Genomic DNA, 15,167 nt, shown 5'->3' on the forward strand with positions numbered 1-15,167 from the left:
GCCCTCGGCGATCCTCTGCGGATTGGGCGGCCCCGGCCGTCGAACCGCCACGTCGCCCGGAGCCGCCCAATCCGCAGAGGATCGCCGAGGGCAAGCACGCGGCGCGCGATGCCGGGCCCGGCTCGGGTCCGCAGCCCCGGCTGACCGGCGAACCGACCACCCGGATAACCCAGGAGAGCGGCCAGGTGGAAAGCAGGTTCACCCGCCCCCCGGCCGGCCCGGTCGATGATCAGCGGACCACCGAATCCGGTGGTCGGTCATCGGCCGGGGAACAACCGGAACACGAGGAACACGCCCACAAGGGCACGTTGTGGAACAAGGTCAAGGACAATCTGTTCGGCGCGCCGACGATCGTCGGCGCGGTAGCGCTGGCGGCGCTCGCGATCCACGCCGACGGTAAACCGGATCACATGGCGCGGCCGCTTCCCGACCACATCGCGGCGGCGGTATCCGGGGTCTCCGACGCGCGTACCGGCGGCGCGGCGCTCGTCGATGCGCGATCGTCGGCCGAAGTCGGCGCGGAATCCGACTTCGGCTCGTGGCCGGCCGTGGACAAGGTCTCACGGGCGCCCGAGCCCAGCCCGGCCTGTTCGGTCACGCCGAACGCCGTCGAGCGTCCGGGCCCGGGTATGCGGACGGTCGCCGACCATCCCTGCGCGCATCTGGCGGTCGACAATCTGCACTACGTCGTTCCGACCGTCTCCGGTGCGTTCGACTCGGGCCCGCCGATTCACATCTGACGAGTCCGGAGGCGATTTCGGGACCTCGAACCGATCCTGGTATCGTCGTCGTTCGGCGTGCGGTACGTCGCGGATTCGTCCGTGCCGTCCCACGAGCCCCGGGTCTCCACCGGCCGCCGGGATCACTCGACCGTTCGCCTGGCTGGCAGAACATCAACGACAGACAGGGAAGCACTGTGCCTACGTACAGCCCGAAGGCGGGTGACGTGACCCGGCAGTGGTACGTCATCGACGCCACTGACGTAGTGCTCGGCCGCCTTGCCGTGCAGGCAGCGAATCTGCTGCGTGGCAAGAACAAGCCGACCTACGCCCCCAACGTCGATGGTGGCGACTTCGTCATCATCATCAACGCCGACAAGGTTGCCGTCTCCGGCAACAAGCGTGAGGACAAGCTCCTCTACACCCACTCCGGGCACCCCGGTGGCCTGAAGTCCCGGTCTGTCGGGCAGTTGCTCGACACTCGGCCGGAGCGCGTCGTGGAGCGTGCCGTCAAGGGCATGATCCCGAAGAACAAGCTGGGCAACCAGATCGCACGCAAGTTGAAGGTCTACGGTGGCCCGTCGCATCCGCACGCGGCCCAGCAGCCCGTTCCGTTCGAGATCAAGCAGGTGGCCCAGTGACCGCTCCTGAGGAATTCAACGAGGAATACGTCGAAGACGCCGCCGTGGAGGTCGTCGACGAGGGTGCCGGCTACGACGCCGAGTACACCGAGTCCGAGGGCTTCGCCGCGCCGGTCGTGATCGACCGCCCGGTGCAGACCGTCGGTCGCCGCAAGGAGGCCGTGGTCCGTGTTCGCCTGGTCCCGGGTTCCGGCCAGTTCGTGCTCAACGGCCGCACCATCGAGGACTACTTCCCGAACAAGGTGCACCAGCAGCTGGTGAAGTCCCCGCTGGTCACGGTCGAGCGCACCGAAACCTTCGATGTGCACGCCCGCCTGGTCGGCGGCGGCCCGTCGGGTCAGGCCGGCGCGCTGCGTCTCGCCATCGCCCGCGCGCTGATCGAGGTCACCCCGGACGACCGTCCCGCCCTGAAGCGGGCCGGCTTCCTGACGCGTGACCCGCGTGCCACCGAGCGTAAGAAGTACGGCCTCAAGAAGGCCCGCAAGGCTCCGCAGTACTCGAAGCGCTGATCTTGCAGCGCGCGGCCGCTCCCACTCGCACCCGCACGGTGTGCTGGTGGGAGCACGGCCGACGCGACCCCGTACGAGAGCAGGCGCCCACTCCAGGGCGCCTGCTCTCGTGCTGTATCGATCGACGGTAGGCCGGGGCGGGCAGCCTGCGTCCGCGACGCAGGGTCTCCGCGCTCACCGCAATTCAACTTCGAGGGGCGAGATAGATGGGGCGTTTGTTCGGTACCGACGGAGTCCGCGGCCTTGCCAACGACTCGCTGAGTCCGGAACTGGCACTGCAGATTTCGGCGGCCGCGGCACAGGTGCTGGGCCGGGGCAGATCGCGCGCGGTGGCGGTGGTCGGCCGCGATCCACGCGCCAGCGGCGAGATGCTCGAGGCCGCGGTGACCGCCGGTCTGACCGCCGCCGGAATGAGTGTGCTCTCGGTCGGGGTCCTGCCGACCCCGGCGGTCGCGTATCTGACTGCCGCCTACGACGCCTGCCTGGGTGTGATGATCTCCGCCTCGCACAACGCCATGCCGGACAACGGCATCAAGATCTTCGCCGCGGGCGGTCACAAACTCGACGACGGCATCGAGGACAAGATCGAGGAACTGGTCCGCGCGAAGGGGTTCGTGCGTCCGACCGGTGCGGGCATCGGCCGGGTGCTCAGCCTCTCCGGCGTCGACGGTCGGGTCGAGGACCATTACAGCCTCGCCGGCACCCATGAACGCTACGTCGAACATCTGGTGGAGGCCACCGGCCGCGATCTGTCCGGCATCACCGTGGTCGTCGACTGCGCGCACGGCGCGGCCTCCGACGTCGGCCCGGCCGCGTACCGCGAGGCGGGCGCGCGCGTGGTGGCGATCAACGCCGAGCCGAACGGGCTCAACATCAACGAACGGTGCGGATCCACACATCTCGAGAACGTCCAGCGTGCGGTGCTCGAGCACGGCGCCGATCTGGGCCTGGCCCACGACGGTGACGCCGACCGCTGCCTCGCCGTCGATGCCTCCGGCGCCGTGGTCGACGGCGACGCGATCATGGCGATTCTCGCCCTGGCGATGCACGAATCGGGCGAGCTGGTACAGGACACCCTGGTGGCCACCGTGATGAGCAATCTGGGGCTGCACATCGCGCTGCGCGATGCCGGTATCACCGTGCGCACCACCGCCGTCGGCGATCGCTACGTGCTGGAGGAGTTGCGTCGCGGTGGCTACAGCCTGGGCGGCGAGCAGTCCGGACATCTGGTCTTCCCGCGATACGGCACGACGGGTGACGGAGTGCTGACGGGTCTGAAACTGATGGCGCGGATGGTGGAAACCGGGCGTAGCCTGGCCGATCTGGCGAGCGTTATGACAACCGTGCCGCAGGTGCTGGTCAATGTCCCCGTCGCCGACAAAGCCGCGGTCGCGGCCGCGCCGGAGGTTCGCGAGGCGGTGGCCGAGGCCGAGCGCGCCCTCGGCGACACCGGCCGGGTCCTGTTGCGCCCGAGCGGGACCGAACAGCTGATCCGGGTCATGGTCGAGGCGACCGATTCGCATCGCGCCAAACAACTCGCCGACGATCTCGCCAAGTGTGTCGCCGCGGTCTGACTTCCGCGGACACGTCGCGTGGCGCGACGGACGGGGTGCGTACGCCGCGTAGGGGTGCGGCTGTATAGGCCGTTGCCGAGGGCCGGCGCCTCGGCCACGAAGACCGCACCCGCGCTCGATCGGCGAATATGACCTGCTCACAGTCGGTATCGATGTCCGGCGGCGGGTCCTCGCCAGGTCGCGTGAAGGGTGTTGGCGCGCTGACGGTCCCGGCGATGGGGGCGCGACTGTCGGCTCCGGGAAGTATGGTGGGACGCACATCATGACGCGACAGCGAAGCTTGATTTCCGTGAGGGGGAACAGTGGAACCGCTGAAGCTTGATAAGTCTCCGACGGTCGACGACTCCGCGAATCCGGCGCCGCCGGCGGCCGCCACCGCACTTGCTCCGGATACGGTGATGCGGGTCGATCCCGCGGCGATGGCTGCGTACACATCCATCGCGAACACCGTTTCCCAACAGCTCGCTTCGGCGGCTTCCGTGGCGGCCGGCGCGGTCGACCCGCAGCAGCTGGCAACCGACCTCGGGCTCGTGGGAGCGGATTTCGCCGCCAAATTCGCGGCCGCGGTGTCCGAACATGCGCAGGCGCTGTCCACCGCGGGAAAATTGGTCTCGGCCTACGGGCAGGGGCTGCACACCTACACCGCGGGTGTGCAGGGTACCGACGAGGAGTCGGCCTTCGCGATCACCCGGACGGAGCCGCGGTCATGAGGCGTCCGATCGGATTGCGGCGCCGGCCCACCGCCGCCCGCAACGACACCACATCGCCCGCAACGACATCCGATCCGTCCGAAGATCCGCCGATCGTCGCGACATTGGTCCAGCCGCTGCTGGACCTGCGCGCCTCGCTGGGCACCGGTGTCGCGACGCCTTCTTCGGCCATCACCGGTGCGCTGTCCAGCGCGTCCACACAGGCCGCCGACACCGAGGGACCACATCGCGACGGCGTCCACGCGCTGGAATCCACCTGGACGGGGCCGGGCTCCGACGCGGCCGTTCCGGCCTTGCGCACCACCCAAACTCAGATCGGTGACATCTCCGATCGGGGCCCGGCCTATCTGGGCGTTCTGGCCGACGCCCACGCGACCAGCGCACGGGCGGCCGGCCGAATGGACCGGATCATCGCCGATTTCCGGCGCGACGCCCGAACCATCCTCGGCAACGCCACCGCCGCCCCGGATACCGATGCGGTGATCAACCGGGCCACCCAGGCGCTGCGCGATGCGATCACCACCGTCACCTCCGCACGTACCGAAATGGACGACCACTCGCGCCGATTGGACGAGATGGGTCCCCTGACGGTCACCACGCCCGCCGGACTGAACTCCTCGCGGTCGTGGGGAGATACCCCCGATACGGTGCTGCCCAGCGCCTACGGCGCGATTCCGGGCCAATACGGCACGGTCCCAGCGCAATACGGGATGGCGCCCGGGCAGCCGATCGATCCCGCTCAGCTCGCGCAGCTGCAACTGCAGCAGCTGCTCGTGCAGGCCGGTGTGCAGGTCGGCACCTCGGCCATCAATGCCGGTGTGGATATCGGTACCCACCTGATCGACAAGATCGCCGAGGTGGGCACACACACCATCGACACGGTGGCCTCCTCGGTCGACCAGGCGATACCGCAGCTGATCAACCCGGACCACGCCACCGCCGACAAGACCAATCCGGCGGGTAATTCCGGAGATTCGGCGAAGCTGTTCGACTTCGGCCCCGGCAAGGCGACCCCCGGAACGACCGGGCCGGGCTCGATCATTCCGGGCGCCGCAGCGCCGGACAAGGTGCCGGCCGACAAGACCCCGGCCGACAAATCCGATCCGCCACCGCCGTCACCGTCGTCCATCATTCCGCCACCTGCGGACCCGGCACCGATGCCGAAACCACCGGCACCCGCACCCCCACCCCCACCCGCGCCGGCTCCGGAGCCGCCGCATCCGGGCGGGGTGGCCGGAGGTATGGCCTTGCCGCCGCCGGCCGGTAACGGACAGGACCACAAACCTCGCGACGGCCAGCTCGGTGTCACCGTGCCGGCGGCCGAGACAACGGTTCCCGCCGCCGTGATCGGCGACTTCGGCGATGACACGGTCTGAGCCGGACCCGCAGCAGGACAATCCTTTCGACCTCGGCTTGCCGATGGTCCGGACTCCCGTCGGCAAGCAGGGCCGCAAGCGGCGGCCGGGCCGGCGAAACCCGAACCGGCCGGCGGCGACGGCCACTCGTGGCGCCGTCGCCGCGCCGCCGGCCCGGCCCGGCCCGGAGCCGTCGGTCTATCCGTCGGGGGAGTGGGAACAGTGGCTCGAACCCGCGCAGCGGACAACGCCCGAACCCGAGCCCGCGACGGAACCGGAACCGCGGCGCATCCCGGTCGGAGGGTCGCTGACCGATCCCGACCTGGTCGACAAGTCGACGCTGGTTCCGCACATCGTCGACCGCTCGGGCGGTAATCCCGGTCCTGCGCTGCGACGTCCGCGCCCACGCCAGGCCGGGCCGCGCCGCGATCATCGGCGTGGTGAAAAGCTGCTGGCGGCACTCACTGTGATAGGTGTGGGGATCGTCGTCGTCTCGGTGGTGCTGACCGTCATCCACACCGGGAAGCGGTCGCAGCCGGCCGCGACCAAACCGCCGATGGTCGCGGCGGTGCCGGTGCACACCTCGGCGAGCACAACCCCGTTGCCGCCCTCGACCACGGCGGCGGCGTCCTCGACGATCGCCACCGACGGCTGCGAGCAGCAGCGCACCGCGGAAGTGGTCTCCGGCACCGACCCCGGCGGCACCGCGAGCGGCCCGGACGCGATTCTGGCTTTCGAGCGGGCGTACTACGTTCAGCGTTCGGGGTATGCCGCGCGCGCCGTCGTCGCCGACGACTCGTCGGTGCCGCCGGCCGACCAGATTCAGCGCGGTATCAATCAGGTGCCGGTCGGCACCCGCTACTGCGTGCAGATCACCCGCACCGGCGACGAGGGGCAGTGGGAGGTCCGTCTCACCCAGCAAAAGCCGGATGAGCAGCCGCATGCCTTCACCCAAATAATCAGCACCCGTGCGGAATCGGGCCGCACGCTGATCACCGGCATCGCGGCCGGCTGAGCCACACCGAAGGTTCAGAATCGAGCGTGCACGAATCCGGTGCACGGCACGAGGAAGCTTCCGATCTCGCAGACGATCTACGCGTACATGGCCGATCGCAGCGGCAGCCCGATGTCGCCGCGGAATTGGTTCGTCGTGTCCCGTCGCAGCCCGTGCCGGCAGTATGAGGCGATGGCGCCGGCGAAGAAGCCGAGAACGATCAGCGCCGCAACGAGATTCACCGCAGTCGGCCGGTCCGACAGCTCCACGAAGACCGCGAGCGATAGCGCGGCGAAGCTGTACATCAGGGCCGCCCGATGCGCGATATCGACGTAGGGGTGCGCATGTCCGTCCGGTGAGGTCCGCATCCCGTGGTACTTCCACACGCCCAGCGGCAGTGCCCAGACGACGAGAAGGCCGGAGATCAGGAGGGTGATCCGGGTGTCCACACCGAGCTGTATCCGGTCCATCCGAATCTCCTGGGCGGTCGCGTGCGGCCTCGCGATCGCAACGCCGAGCAGGTTCTTATTCAACAGTCTTCGGAGAGTTGCCCGGCGGACATGTGCCAGCGCCGGGTCGTGCGCACCGTATCGAGCATGCGGCGATCGTGGGTGACCAGCAGCAGCGTGCCGTCGAAGGACTCGACGGCCTGCTCGAGCTGCTCGATCGCGGGCAGATCCAGATGGTTGGTCGGCTCGTCGAGTACGAGCAGATTGACCCCGCGCGCCTGCAGCAGCGCCAGCGCGGCGCGCGTGCGCTCACCCGGCGACAGGGTGTCGTTGGCGCGCAGCACGTGTGGGCCGCGCAGCCCGAATTTGGCCAGCAGCGTGCGGATCTCCGCCTCCGGCCAGTCGGGTACCTCGGCGCCGAAGGTATCGGCGAGCGAGGCCGTTCCACGGAACAGGCCACGCACCTGATCGACCTCGCCGATCGCCACCCCCGAACCCAGCGAGGCGGTTCCGGAATCCGGCGCCACCTTGCCCAGCAGCAGCGCCAGCAGCGTGGATTTGCCGGAACCGTTGGGACCGGTCAGGACGATCCGATCACCCCAGTCGACCTGCGTGGTGACCGGACCCAGAGCGAACTCACCGCGCGACACGACCGCATCGGAGAGCGTTGCCACCACGGATCCACTGCGCGGTGCGGATGCGATCGACATCCGTAGCTCCCATTCCTTGCGCGGCTCCTCCACAACCTCGAGCCGTTCGATGCGGCGCTGGGTCTGGCGCACCTTCGAGGCCTGTTTCTCGGTGGATTCGGCCCGCATCTTCCGACCGGCCTTGTCGGAGTCCACCTTTCGCGGATCGCGAGCCTTGCGGCGCGCATTGCGCACGCCGTGTTCGAGCCAGTTTCGTTGCATCACCTGCCGCGCCTCCAGCCCGGCCTTGGTATCGGCGTACTCCTCGTAGGCCTCACGCGCGTGCCGACGGGCGATCTCGCGTTCGGCCAGATACGAGTCGTAACCGCCGTCGTAACTGCCGACCTGCTGCTGGGCGAGATCGAGTTCGACGATCCGGTTGACGGTGCGCGCCAGAAACTCCCGATCGTGACTGATCACCATCAACGGCGTCCGCACGCCGGTCACGAAATTCTCCAGCCGGGTCAGGCCCTCCAGGTCGAGATCATTCGTAGGCTCGTCCAACAGCAGAATGTCGAAGCGCGACAACAGAACCGAGGCCAGACCGGCCCGCGCCGCCTGCCCACCCGAGAGCACGGTCATGGGCGTGTCGAGGCCCTGCGGCAAGCTTTCGGTGAGTCCCAGTTCGGCGGCCACCTCGGCGGCTCGCGGTTCCAGGTCGGCGCCACCCAGTGCGAGCCAGCGTTCCAGGGCGGCCGAATAGTCTTCGGCGACGGTCTCGTCGGTCGCCAGCCGCTCCGCCGCGGCGTCCATCGCCCGCTGCGCCGCCGCCACTCCGGTCCGGCGGGCCAGGAATTGAGCCACCGTCTCGCCGGCCAGGCGTTCCGGCTCCTGGGCTAGGTAGCCGATCGTCGCATCCGGCGGGCTCAGCGTGATCCGGCCCGTCTGCGGCGTGTGACCGGCCAGCATCCGCAACAGCGTCGACTTGCCCGCTCCGTTCATCCCCACCAGGCCGATCACATCGCCGGGCGCCAGCACCAGATCCAGGTCCTCGAACAGCACCCGGTCTCCGTGCCCCGCCGACAGGCCGTGCGCATGCAGAGTCGTACTCACGCCCACGAGTCTGCCGGGTTCGGGGTACCACCCTGAGCCCGGGCCGTGGAAATCAGGGTCGGGATGGGTCTCGCGCCCGATGCGCACGAGGGGTGCCGCACCGCACAGTGGAATCACCACGCACGACCGTGACAGAAGGAGAGCGTCATGACCGCCCCCACCCGCCGCCTCACCCGATCGAGCTCCGACAAGTGGATCGGCGGCGTCTGCGGTGGCCTCGCCGAGTACTTCGGCTGGAACGCCAATGTGATCCGCCTGCTTTTCGTCCTGTCCTGCCTGCTGCCCGGTCCGCAGTTCATCGTCTACTTGGTGCTGTGGATCGTCATCCCGAAGCAGTAGCGGGTGTGATGAGACGGTAGTTATCCACAGGCAAACCCTCGGCCCACCTCGATGCCGGTAAGTTATCCACAACATGCTCTGCCCTGGGATGCGCGGCACCGCTTCCGGATGCCAGGATGGAACAAATTCCCGCACGTCCCTCGAGGAGCACATACATGATCCATTCGGGCGATCTGCCGGGCCTGGACCTGCCGGAAGTCGACGCACACTCCGACCTCGGTGGCATCGGCGCCGTGGAGCTGAACCACCCGTCCCAGGACATCGACGTCGACGGCATCCTGGACACCGAAACCTTCCACAGCGACCACTCGATGGAAGTCTGGTCCGATATGGACCACGACGGCTACGCCGACCATGTCAGCGTCGTCGACGACGGCGGCGACTACTCCGCCTGGGAGTTCCACCACTATCCCGACGGCCGCACCGAATGGGTCCAGGTGGACAAGGGCAAAATGGGCAAGTGAGCGGCGTGGCTTCGGTTTTCGGCCGTCGGCCCGGCAAGTAGATTCGCTGGGTGTGCGCCCGGACGCGATCGTCGGTACGTGATGGAACCGGCCGCTGTCCGGGCACGTCGAAGAGAATACGGAAGGCTGTCGCGTCGGCCGCAGGTGCAGCGAGGGAGCGGTGTCAAGATCAATCGCTCGCTGGGGAACCTGACCACCTGGTTGAAGAATCGGCAAACGGCGATCGCGAAGATGGGGGATGGTGAGCACCAGTGCCAACACCTACTCGACGGTCGATGACTCCAACGTCGAGAAGTTCAACGCGACAGGCGTGAATCTGAACCCGACAACGCCCGGCGCGGCGCGCGTCCGATGTGCTCCCGATGCCGTGCACATCGCACCCGTGGTGGTGAATCCTGGTGACTCTCAACGTTTCTACCGACGCCTGCGCGGAAAGATTGTGGACGAAGGTCTCCACCCCTCCGTCGAAACCAGCCGTCGACATCTCCGATGCGGCCCGGCGACGATCGGTTCCCGCCGTTCTCGTGCGCTCCGGCTCTACTTGCGCAGGGCGCGGGCCACCTGCACGAGCTGCAGTGGCGAAACGTGTTCGGGCTCGGGCTCTTCGGTGGCTTCGGGGTCGACGGCCGATGTGTGCGGGATGTCGGCTTCCGGGTCGGCGAAGGGCTGATATTTCTTGTCGCCCAGGAGTTGGTAGTTGAGGTAGCCGACCAGGAGGGCTCGGGTGATGCGTTCGGTCTTGGGTTCGTACTTGGCGGCGCCGAGGGCGGCCAGGGCGCGGCGGCCCTCGACGATGCCGTTGTGGGTGGCCTTGTCGACGGTGCGCAACGACATCGGCCCGCCCCAGGCGGTGCCGAGGGCCTGCGCGGTGCAATTGCCGGTGGAGATGTCGACACCGCCGGCGACGATGAGGGCAGGAGTGTCGATCTGGGGGGCGAGTGCTTCCGCGCTCGGGGCGGTGGGTGCCGGATAGAGGGCCGCCACGGCGCCGACCTTGCGCTGCGAGGCGGCGATGACGGCAGCGCCCGCGCCCATCCCGTGCCCTGCCAGGGCTAGCTTGTCCGGGTGCACGCTGATCGTGCCGCTGCCCAGCCGCACACCCGCGCAGATGTCGAGGGTGGTCAGCAGGTCGGTGGCGAGATTGAGATGCGAGGGCAGCGGGCCGCGTTCGGTGTCGGGTGCGGCGGCGACGAAACCCCAGGATGCGAGGTGTTCGAGCAGCCTGCGATAGTTGCCGGCGCCGGCGAGCCAGCCGTGTCCGAAGGCGACCGCGGGCAGGTTGTGGCCCTCTTCGGGCGTGTACACCACGCCGGGCTGCCCGGCGATGCCGAGGTTGCCGCGCATCACCCGGTGCGGACCAGGGCTGGTCAGAATGCTCAGAAGCGATTTCACAGACACCGACACGGGGGTGAACTCTACCGAGAGTCGCCCGGAATGCGGCACTGTCGCGAGCGGAGCGGCCCGGACACGCCGCCACCTGCTGCGATAGCAGGCCGATTCGCGTGTCCACGCGGCCCAAGTAGGCTGGGACACCATGTGCGGAATCGTTGGCTACGTCGGGTACCGGGACGCGCTCGGCGTCGTCGTGGACGCACTGCGCCGCATGGAGTACCGGGGCTACGACTCCGCGGGCGTGGCGATCCTGGACGGCGCGGGCGGTATCGCGGTGGAGCGCAAGGCCGGTCGGCTGGCCAACCTGGAGGCCGAGCTGGCCGAGGCCGGCGCCGCCGTGTTCGCCGGTACGACCGGTATGGGACATACGCGGTGGGCCACGCACGGCGCGCCCACCGACCGCAATGCGCACCCGCACCGCGACCTCGCGGGCCGGGTCGCGGTCGTGCACAACGGCATCATCGAGAACTTCGCCCCGCTGCGGCGCGAACTTGAGGAGGCCGGGGTCGAACTGCGCAGCGATACCGACACCGAGGTCGCCGTGCATCTGGTCGCCCAGGCCTATGCGGCCGGACCCACGACCGGTGATTTCGTCGGCAGCGCACTGGCCGTCCTGCGTCGGCTCGAGGGTGCGTTCACGCTGGTGTTCACGCATGCCGATCATCCGGGCACGATCGTGGCCGCGCGCCGCTCGACACCTCTGGTGGTCGGTGTGGGCAAGGGGGAGATGTTCATCGCCTCGGATGTGACAGCGTTCATCGAGCACACTCGCGAAGCGGTCGAGCTCGGTCAGGACCAGGCCGTGGTGATCACCGCGGACAGCTACGTGGTCACCGACTTCGCCGGCGCCACCGAGGGCGTGCGGACCCGGCCGTTCACCATCGACTGGGATCTGGCCGCCGCCGAGAAGGGCGGCCACGACTACTTCATGCTCAAGGAGATCGAGGAGCAGCCCGCCGGGGTGGCCGAGACGCTGATGGGCCATTTCGACAACGGCCGCATCGTGCTGGACGAGCAGCGCCTCGCCGACCAGGAACTTCGCGAATTCGACAAGGTGTTCGTGGTGGCCTGCGGCAGTTCGTATCACGCCGGATTGCTGGCCAAGTACGCGATCGAACATTGGACCCGGGTTCCGGTCGAGGTGGAGTTGGCCAGCGAATTCCGCTACCGCGACCCGGTCCTCGACCGGTCCACGCTGGTGGTCGCGATCTCGCAGTCCGGTGAGACCGCCGACACGCTGGAGGCGGTGCGTCACGCCAAGGAGCAGAAGGCGCGGGTGCTCGCCATCTGCAACACCAACGGCGCTCAGATTCCGCGTGAATCCGATGCCGTGGTCTACACCCGCACCGGCCCGGAGATCGGGGTCGCCTCGACCAAGGCATTCCTCGCCCAGATCACCGCGAATTACCTTGTGGGCCTTGCCCTCGCGCAGGCACGCGGCACCAAGTACCCGGACGAGGTGGCCCGCGAATTCGGCGAGCTGGAGGCCATGCCGAAGCTGGTGGAGCGCGTGCTCGAGACCGCGCCGCAGGTGCGCGAGATCGCCCGCCGGTTCGCGCATCAGTCGACGGTGCTGTTCCTCGGCCGCCATGTCGGCTACCCGGTCGCGCTGGAGGGTGCGCTCAAACTCAAAGAGCTCGCCTATATGCACGCCGAGGGTTTCGCCGCCGGTGAGCTCAAGCACGGCCCGATCGCGCTGATCGAGGATGGCCTGCCCGTCATCGTGGTGATGCCCTCCCCGAAGGGACGCGCGGTGCTGCATTCGAAGTTGCTCAGCAACATTCGGGAGATCCAGGCCCGCGGCGCCCGCACCATCGTGATCGCGGAGGAGGGCGACGATACGGTCCGCCCGTTCGCCGATCATCTGATCGAGATCCCGGCCGCTCCGACTCTCTTCCAGCCGCTGCTGTCGACCGTGCCGCTGCAGATCTTCGCCGCCGAGGTGGCGCAGACCCGCGGCTACGACATCGACAAACCGCGCAACCTCGCGAAGTCGGTCACCGTCGAATAGCCGCGGGCGCTCCGGTCAATCTCCCACGGCGACAAGCTCTTCGGTTGCCGCGCCGGGTCGTCCCTCGCGACGTTCCAGCGCCCCCGACCAGAGGGCCAGACCCAGGGCGCTCGTGGCCAGGACCACGCCGACCCAACTCGGGCTGGTGTAGCCGAAACCCGCGGCGATGACCGATCCGCCGAGCCATGCGGCGAGCGCGTTGCCCAGATTGAAAGCCCCGATATTCAGCGCGGAGGCCAGTGTCGGCGCCGTCGCGGCCTGATCGAGGACCCGCTTTTGCAGCGGCGGCACGGTGGCGAAGCCCAGCGCTCCGATCAGGACGACGGTGATCGCCGCCGCGATCTTGTTGTGGGCGGTGAGCGTGAACAGAGCCAGGACGACGGCCAGCGCCGCCAGCGTGATGTAGAGCATCGGCAGCAGGTGGCGATCGGCGTAGCGGCCGCCGACCAGGTTGCCGATCAGGAATCCGAGGCCGAACAACACCATGATCCAGGTGACCGAGGTTTCCGCGAATCCGGTGACCTCGGTCATCATCGGCGCGAGGTAGGTGACGGCGGCGAAGACACCGCCGAAGCCGAGCACGGTCATCGCCATCGCCAGTAGTACCTGCGGATTGCGCAGGACCGCCAGTTCCCGGGTGAACCGGGCATCTCGCGGTGCGGGCCGATCGGGTACCAGCGCCAGCACTCCGGCGAAGGCGAGCGCGCCGACGACGGCGACCAGCGCGAAGGCGAGCCGCCATCCGAAGTGCTGGCCCAGCAGAGTGCTCAGCGGAACGCCGACCACGGTCGCGACGGTGAGCCCGGTGAACATCATGGCGATCGCACCGGCGCGGCGGTCCGGGGCGACGAGCGATCCGGCGACCACCGCGCCGATGCCGAAGAACGCACCGTGCGCCAGTGAGGCGATGATGCGGCCGGTCAGCATCAGGCCGAAAGTCGGTGCGGCAGCGGACAATGCGTTGCCGGCGATCAGCAGCAGCAGGCTGATCAGCAGCATGCGCTTGCGGGACACGCGCGTGCCGAGTCCGGTCATCATCGGCGCGCCGACGAGCACGCCGAGGGCGTAGCCGGTGACCAGCCAACCGGCGGTCGGGATCGAGACCGCGTAACTGTCCGCGACCCCGGGCAGCAATCCGACCACGATGAATTCGGTCGTCCCGATGGCGAATGCGCCGAGGGTGAGGGCGAGAAGTGCGAGTGGCATCGGTGCGGGCCTCCACACAGAGTTGTAGACGGGTGTTACAGGCGTCGACAATAATTGCATACGCGTGCTAATTGCAAGCGCCTGCTATTGCGGGAGCGCGTTATCCTGGGGGACGGCGACGACACGAGGAGGGCCGATGACCGCGGAAGCCGCGCTGACCGGATTGGCGGATGGTTGGTATGCGCTCTCGGTGCTGCACGACCGGATCGAGGCGCGGATCGAACGCGCCCTGCAGACCGGTCACGAGCTCAGCGTGCGCGAATACTCACTGCTCACCGTGCTGAGCCGGCAACACGACGGGCCCGGCGGTCATCTGCGGATGAACCAGGTCGCCGACTCGGTGGCGCTGAGTCAGAGCGCGACTACGCGGCTGGTGACCCGGCTCGAGGACCGCGGTCTTCTGCAGCGCTACCTGTGCCCGGACGACCGCCGGGGCATCTACACCGACGTCACGCCCGCGGGTCTCGCCCTCCTCGAACAGGCGCGGCCGACCAACGACGCCGCCCTGTCGCAGGCGCTCGGCGAGGCCGCGGCCGATCCCGAACTCGCCCCGCTGGTGACGGCCGTGGAGGCGTTGAACCGGCGCGAGGTGCGGGCGGGAGACGACGTCGCGACTACCGCACCGTGACGGTCCCGCGCATTTCGGGATGCAGCGGGCACAGGTAGCGGTAGACGCCGGGCACGGCGAAGGTATGGCTCCACTCGCCGCCGGTGAAAATCGGGCTGTTGATGCCCATCGCCGCATCGCCGATGCCCTGTATGGCATGCGGCACCTTGTCGGAGAATTTCCAGGTGACGGTGTCGCCGGCCTGAACGGTCACGGCCTCGGGGGAGAACTTCATATCCTCGACGCGCACGGTGACCGAGGCCGGTCGGACCGAGGTCGGCGAGGCTGCCGCGGTACTCGGCGGCGCGGCCGCGGTCGTGGTCGACGGAGTGGATGTCGTTGTGTTCGAACCACATCCGGCGATCAGCACGGCAGCCACCAGCGCTCCGGTGATCGGGAGGAGACGCGCCGCGCGGCTGCGTACGGTGCTGTGGGCCATGATCGCGAGCCTAGTC

The 15,167-nt window shown here is 68.5% G+C and carries 15 protein-coding genes and 1 pseudogene; 11 read left to right on the forward strand and 5 right to left on the reverse strand.

Annotated features, from left to right (window positions below):
- From C5E41_RS24710 to C5E41_RS24740, 7 genes and pseudogenes are all read left to right on the forward strand, one after another.
- A pseudogene (locus tag C5E41_RS24710) lies at positions 1-740 on the forward strand (hypothetical protein); the annotation flags it as partial.
- A 176-nt stretch (positions 741-916) separates the two neighbouring features.
- Complete coding sequence (gene rplM / locus C5E41_RS24715) at positions 917-1,360, forward strand: 50S ribosomal protein L13 (RefSeq protein ID WP_030513473.1); 444 nt, start codon at positions 917-919, stop codon at positions 1,358-1,360.
- Positions 1,357-1,869 (forward strand): 30S ribosomal protein S9, encoded by a 513-nt coding sequence (gene rpsI / locus C5E41_RS24720; protein WP_030513474.1) that lies wholly within the window; start codon positions 1,357-1,359, stop codon positions 1,867-1,869. The genes rplM and rpsI overlap by 4 nt, the downstream gene beginning before the upstream one ends.
- Positions 1,870-2,075: 206 nt before the next feature.
- Positions 2,076-3,443: a phosphoglucosamine mutase gene (glmM, locus tag C5E41_RS24725; RefSeq protein ID WP_104378148.1), complete on the forward strand. Its 1,368-nt coding sequence runs from the start codon at positions 2,076-2,078 to the stop codon at positions 3,441-3,443.
- A gap of 302 nt (positions 3,444-3,745) precedes the next feature.
- The gene (locus C5E41_RS24730) at positions 3,746-4,153 is read left to right on the forward strand and encodes a hypothetical protein (RefSeq protein WP_258081234.1); all 408 of its coding nucleotides are present in this window, start codon (positions 3,746-3,748) and stop codon (positions 4,151-4,153) included.
- Positions 4,150-5,529 carry a hypothetical protein gene (locus tag C5E41_RS24735; protein ID WP_104378149.1) on the forward strand — a complete coding sequence of 460 codons (1,380 nt, stop codon included), beginning with the start codon at positions 4,150-4,152 and terminating at the stop codon, positions 5,527-5,529. Before C5E41_RS24730 ends, C5E41_RS24735 begins: the two co-directional genes overlap by 4 nt.
- Complete coding sequence (locus tag C5E41_RS24740; RefSeq protein WP_146097671.1) at positions 5,516-6,523, forward strand: hypothetical protein; 1,008 nt, start codon at positions 5,516-5,518, stop codon at positions 6,521-6,523. The genes C5E41_RS24735 and C5E41_RS24740 overlap by 14 nt, the downstream gene beginning before the upstream one ends.
- Positions 6,524-6,600: 77 nt before the next feature.
- On the opposite strand, the gene C5E41_RS24745 is transcribed toward C5E41_RS24740, so the two are convergent.
- Both C5E41_RS24745 and C5E41_RS24750 read right to left on the reverse strand, forming a co-directional pair.
- Positions 6,601-6,972: a hypothetical protein gene (locus C5E41_RS24745; protein ID WP_439956420.1), complete on the reverse strand. Its 372-nt coding sequence runs from the start codon at positions 6,970-6,972 to the stop codon at positions 6,601-6,603.
- A gap of 59 nt (positions 6,973-7,031) precedes the next feature.
- Positions 7,032-8,693 carry an ABC-F family ATP-binding cassette domain-containing protein gene (locus C5E41_RS24750; protein ID WP_104378214.1) on the reverse strand — a complete coding sequence of 554 codons (1,662 nt, stop codon included), beginning with the start codon at positions 8,691-8,693 and terminating at the stop codon, positions 7,032-7,034.
- A 147-nt stretch (positions 8,694-8,840) separates the two neighbouring features.
- On the opposite strand from C5E41_RS24750, the gene C5E41_RS24755 reads away from it, so the two are divergent.
- Entirely contained in the window at positions 8,841-9,032 is a 192-nt protein-coding gene (locus C5E41_RS24755; protein WP_104378151.1) for a PspC domain-containing protein, read from the forward strand.
- A gap of 155 nt (positions 9,033-9,187) precedes the next feature.
- Entirely contained in the window at positions 9,188-9,496 is a 309-nt protein-coding gene (locus C5E41_RS24760) for a DUF6802 family protein (protein WP_104378152.1), read from the forward strand.
- Between the two features lie 537 nt (positions 9,497-10,033).
- Here the strand turns inward: C5E41_RS24760 and C5E41_RS24765 are convergent.
- Complete coding sequence (locus C5E41_RS24765) at positions 10,034-10,900, reverse strand: dienelactone hydrolase family protein (RefSeq protein ID WP_104378153.1); 867 nt, start codon at positions 10,898-10,900, stop codon at positions 10,034-10,036.
- 130 nt (positions 10,901-11,030) lie between these two features.
- Between C5E41_RS24765 and glmS the strand changes: the two genes are divergently transcribed.
- Entirely contained in the window at positions 11,031-12,899 is a 1,869-nt protein-coding gene (gene glmS / locus C5E41_RS24770) for a glutamine--fructose-6-phosphate transaminase (isomerizing) (protein WP_104378154.1), read from the forward strand.
- Between the two features lie 15 nt (positions 12,900-12,914).
- On the opposite strand, the gene C5E41_RS24775 is transcribed toward glmS, so the two are convergent.
- Positions 12,915-14,105, reverse strand: a complete 1,191-nt coding sequence (locus C5E41_RS24775) for an MFS transporter (protein ID WP_104378155.1) — start codon at positions 14,103-14,105, stop codon at positions 12,915-12,917.
- Positions 14,106-14,241: 136 nt separating this feature from the next.
- Here C5E41_RS24775 and C5E41_RS24780 point away from each other — a divergent pair, with 136 nt between their 5' ends.
- Positions 14,242-14,733: a MarR family winged helix-turn-helix transcriptional regulator gene (locus tag C5E41_RS24780; protein ID WP_104378156.1), complete on the forward strand. Its 492-nt coding sequence runs from the start codon at positions 14,242-14,244 to the stop codon at positions 14,731-14,733.
- On the opposite strand, the gene C5E41_RS24785 is transcribed toward C5E41_RS24780, so the two are convergent.
- The gene (locus tag C5E41_RS24785; protein ID WP_104378157.1) at positions 14,720-15,151 is read right to left on the reverse strand and encodes a plastocyanin/azurin family copper-binding protein; all 432 of its coding nucleotides are present in this window, start codon (positions 15,149-15,151) and stop codon (positions 14,720-14,722) included. The two genes, C5E41_RS24780 and C5E41_RS24785, sit on opposite strands and share 14 nt — an antisense overlap.
- Positions 15,152-15,167 lie beyond the last annotated feature (16 nt).

It is taken from the genome of Nocardia nova, assembly GCF_002933465.1.
Classification (GTDB): domain Bacteria; phylum Actinomycetota; class Actinomycetes; order Mycobacteriales; family Mycobacteriaceae; genus Nocardia; species Nocardia nova_B.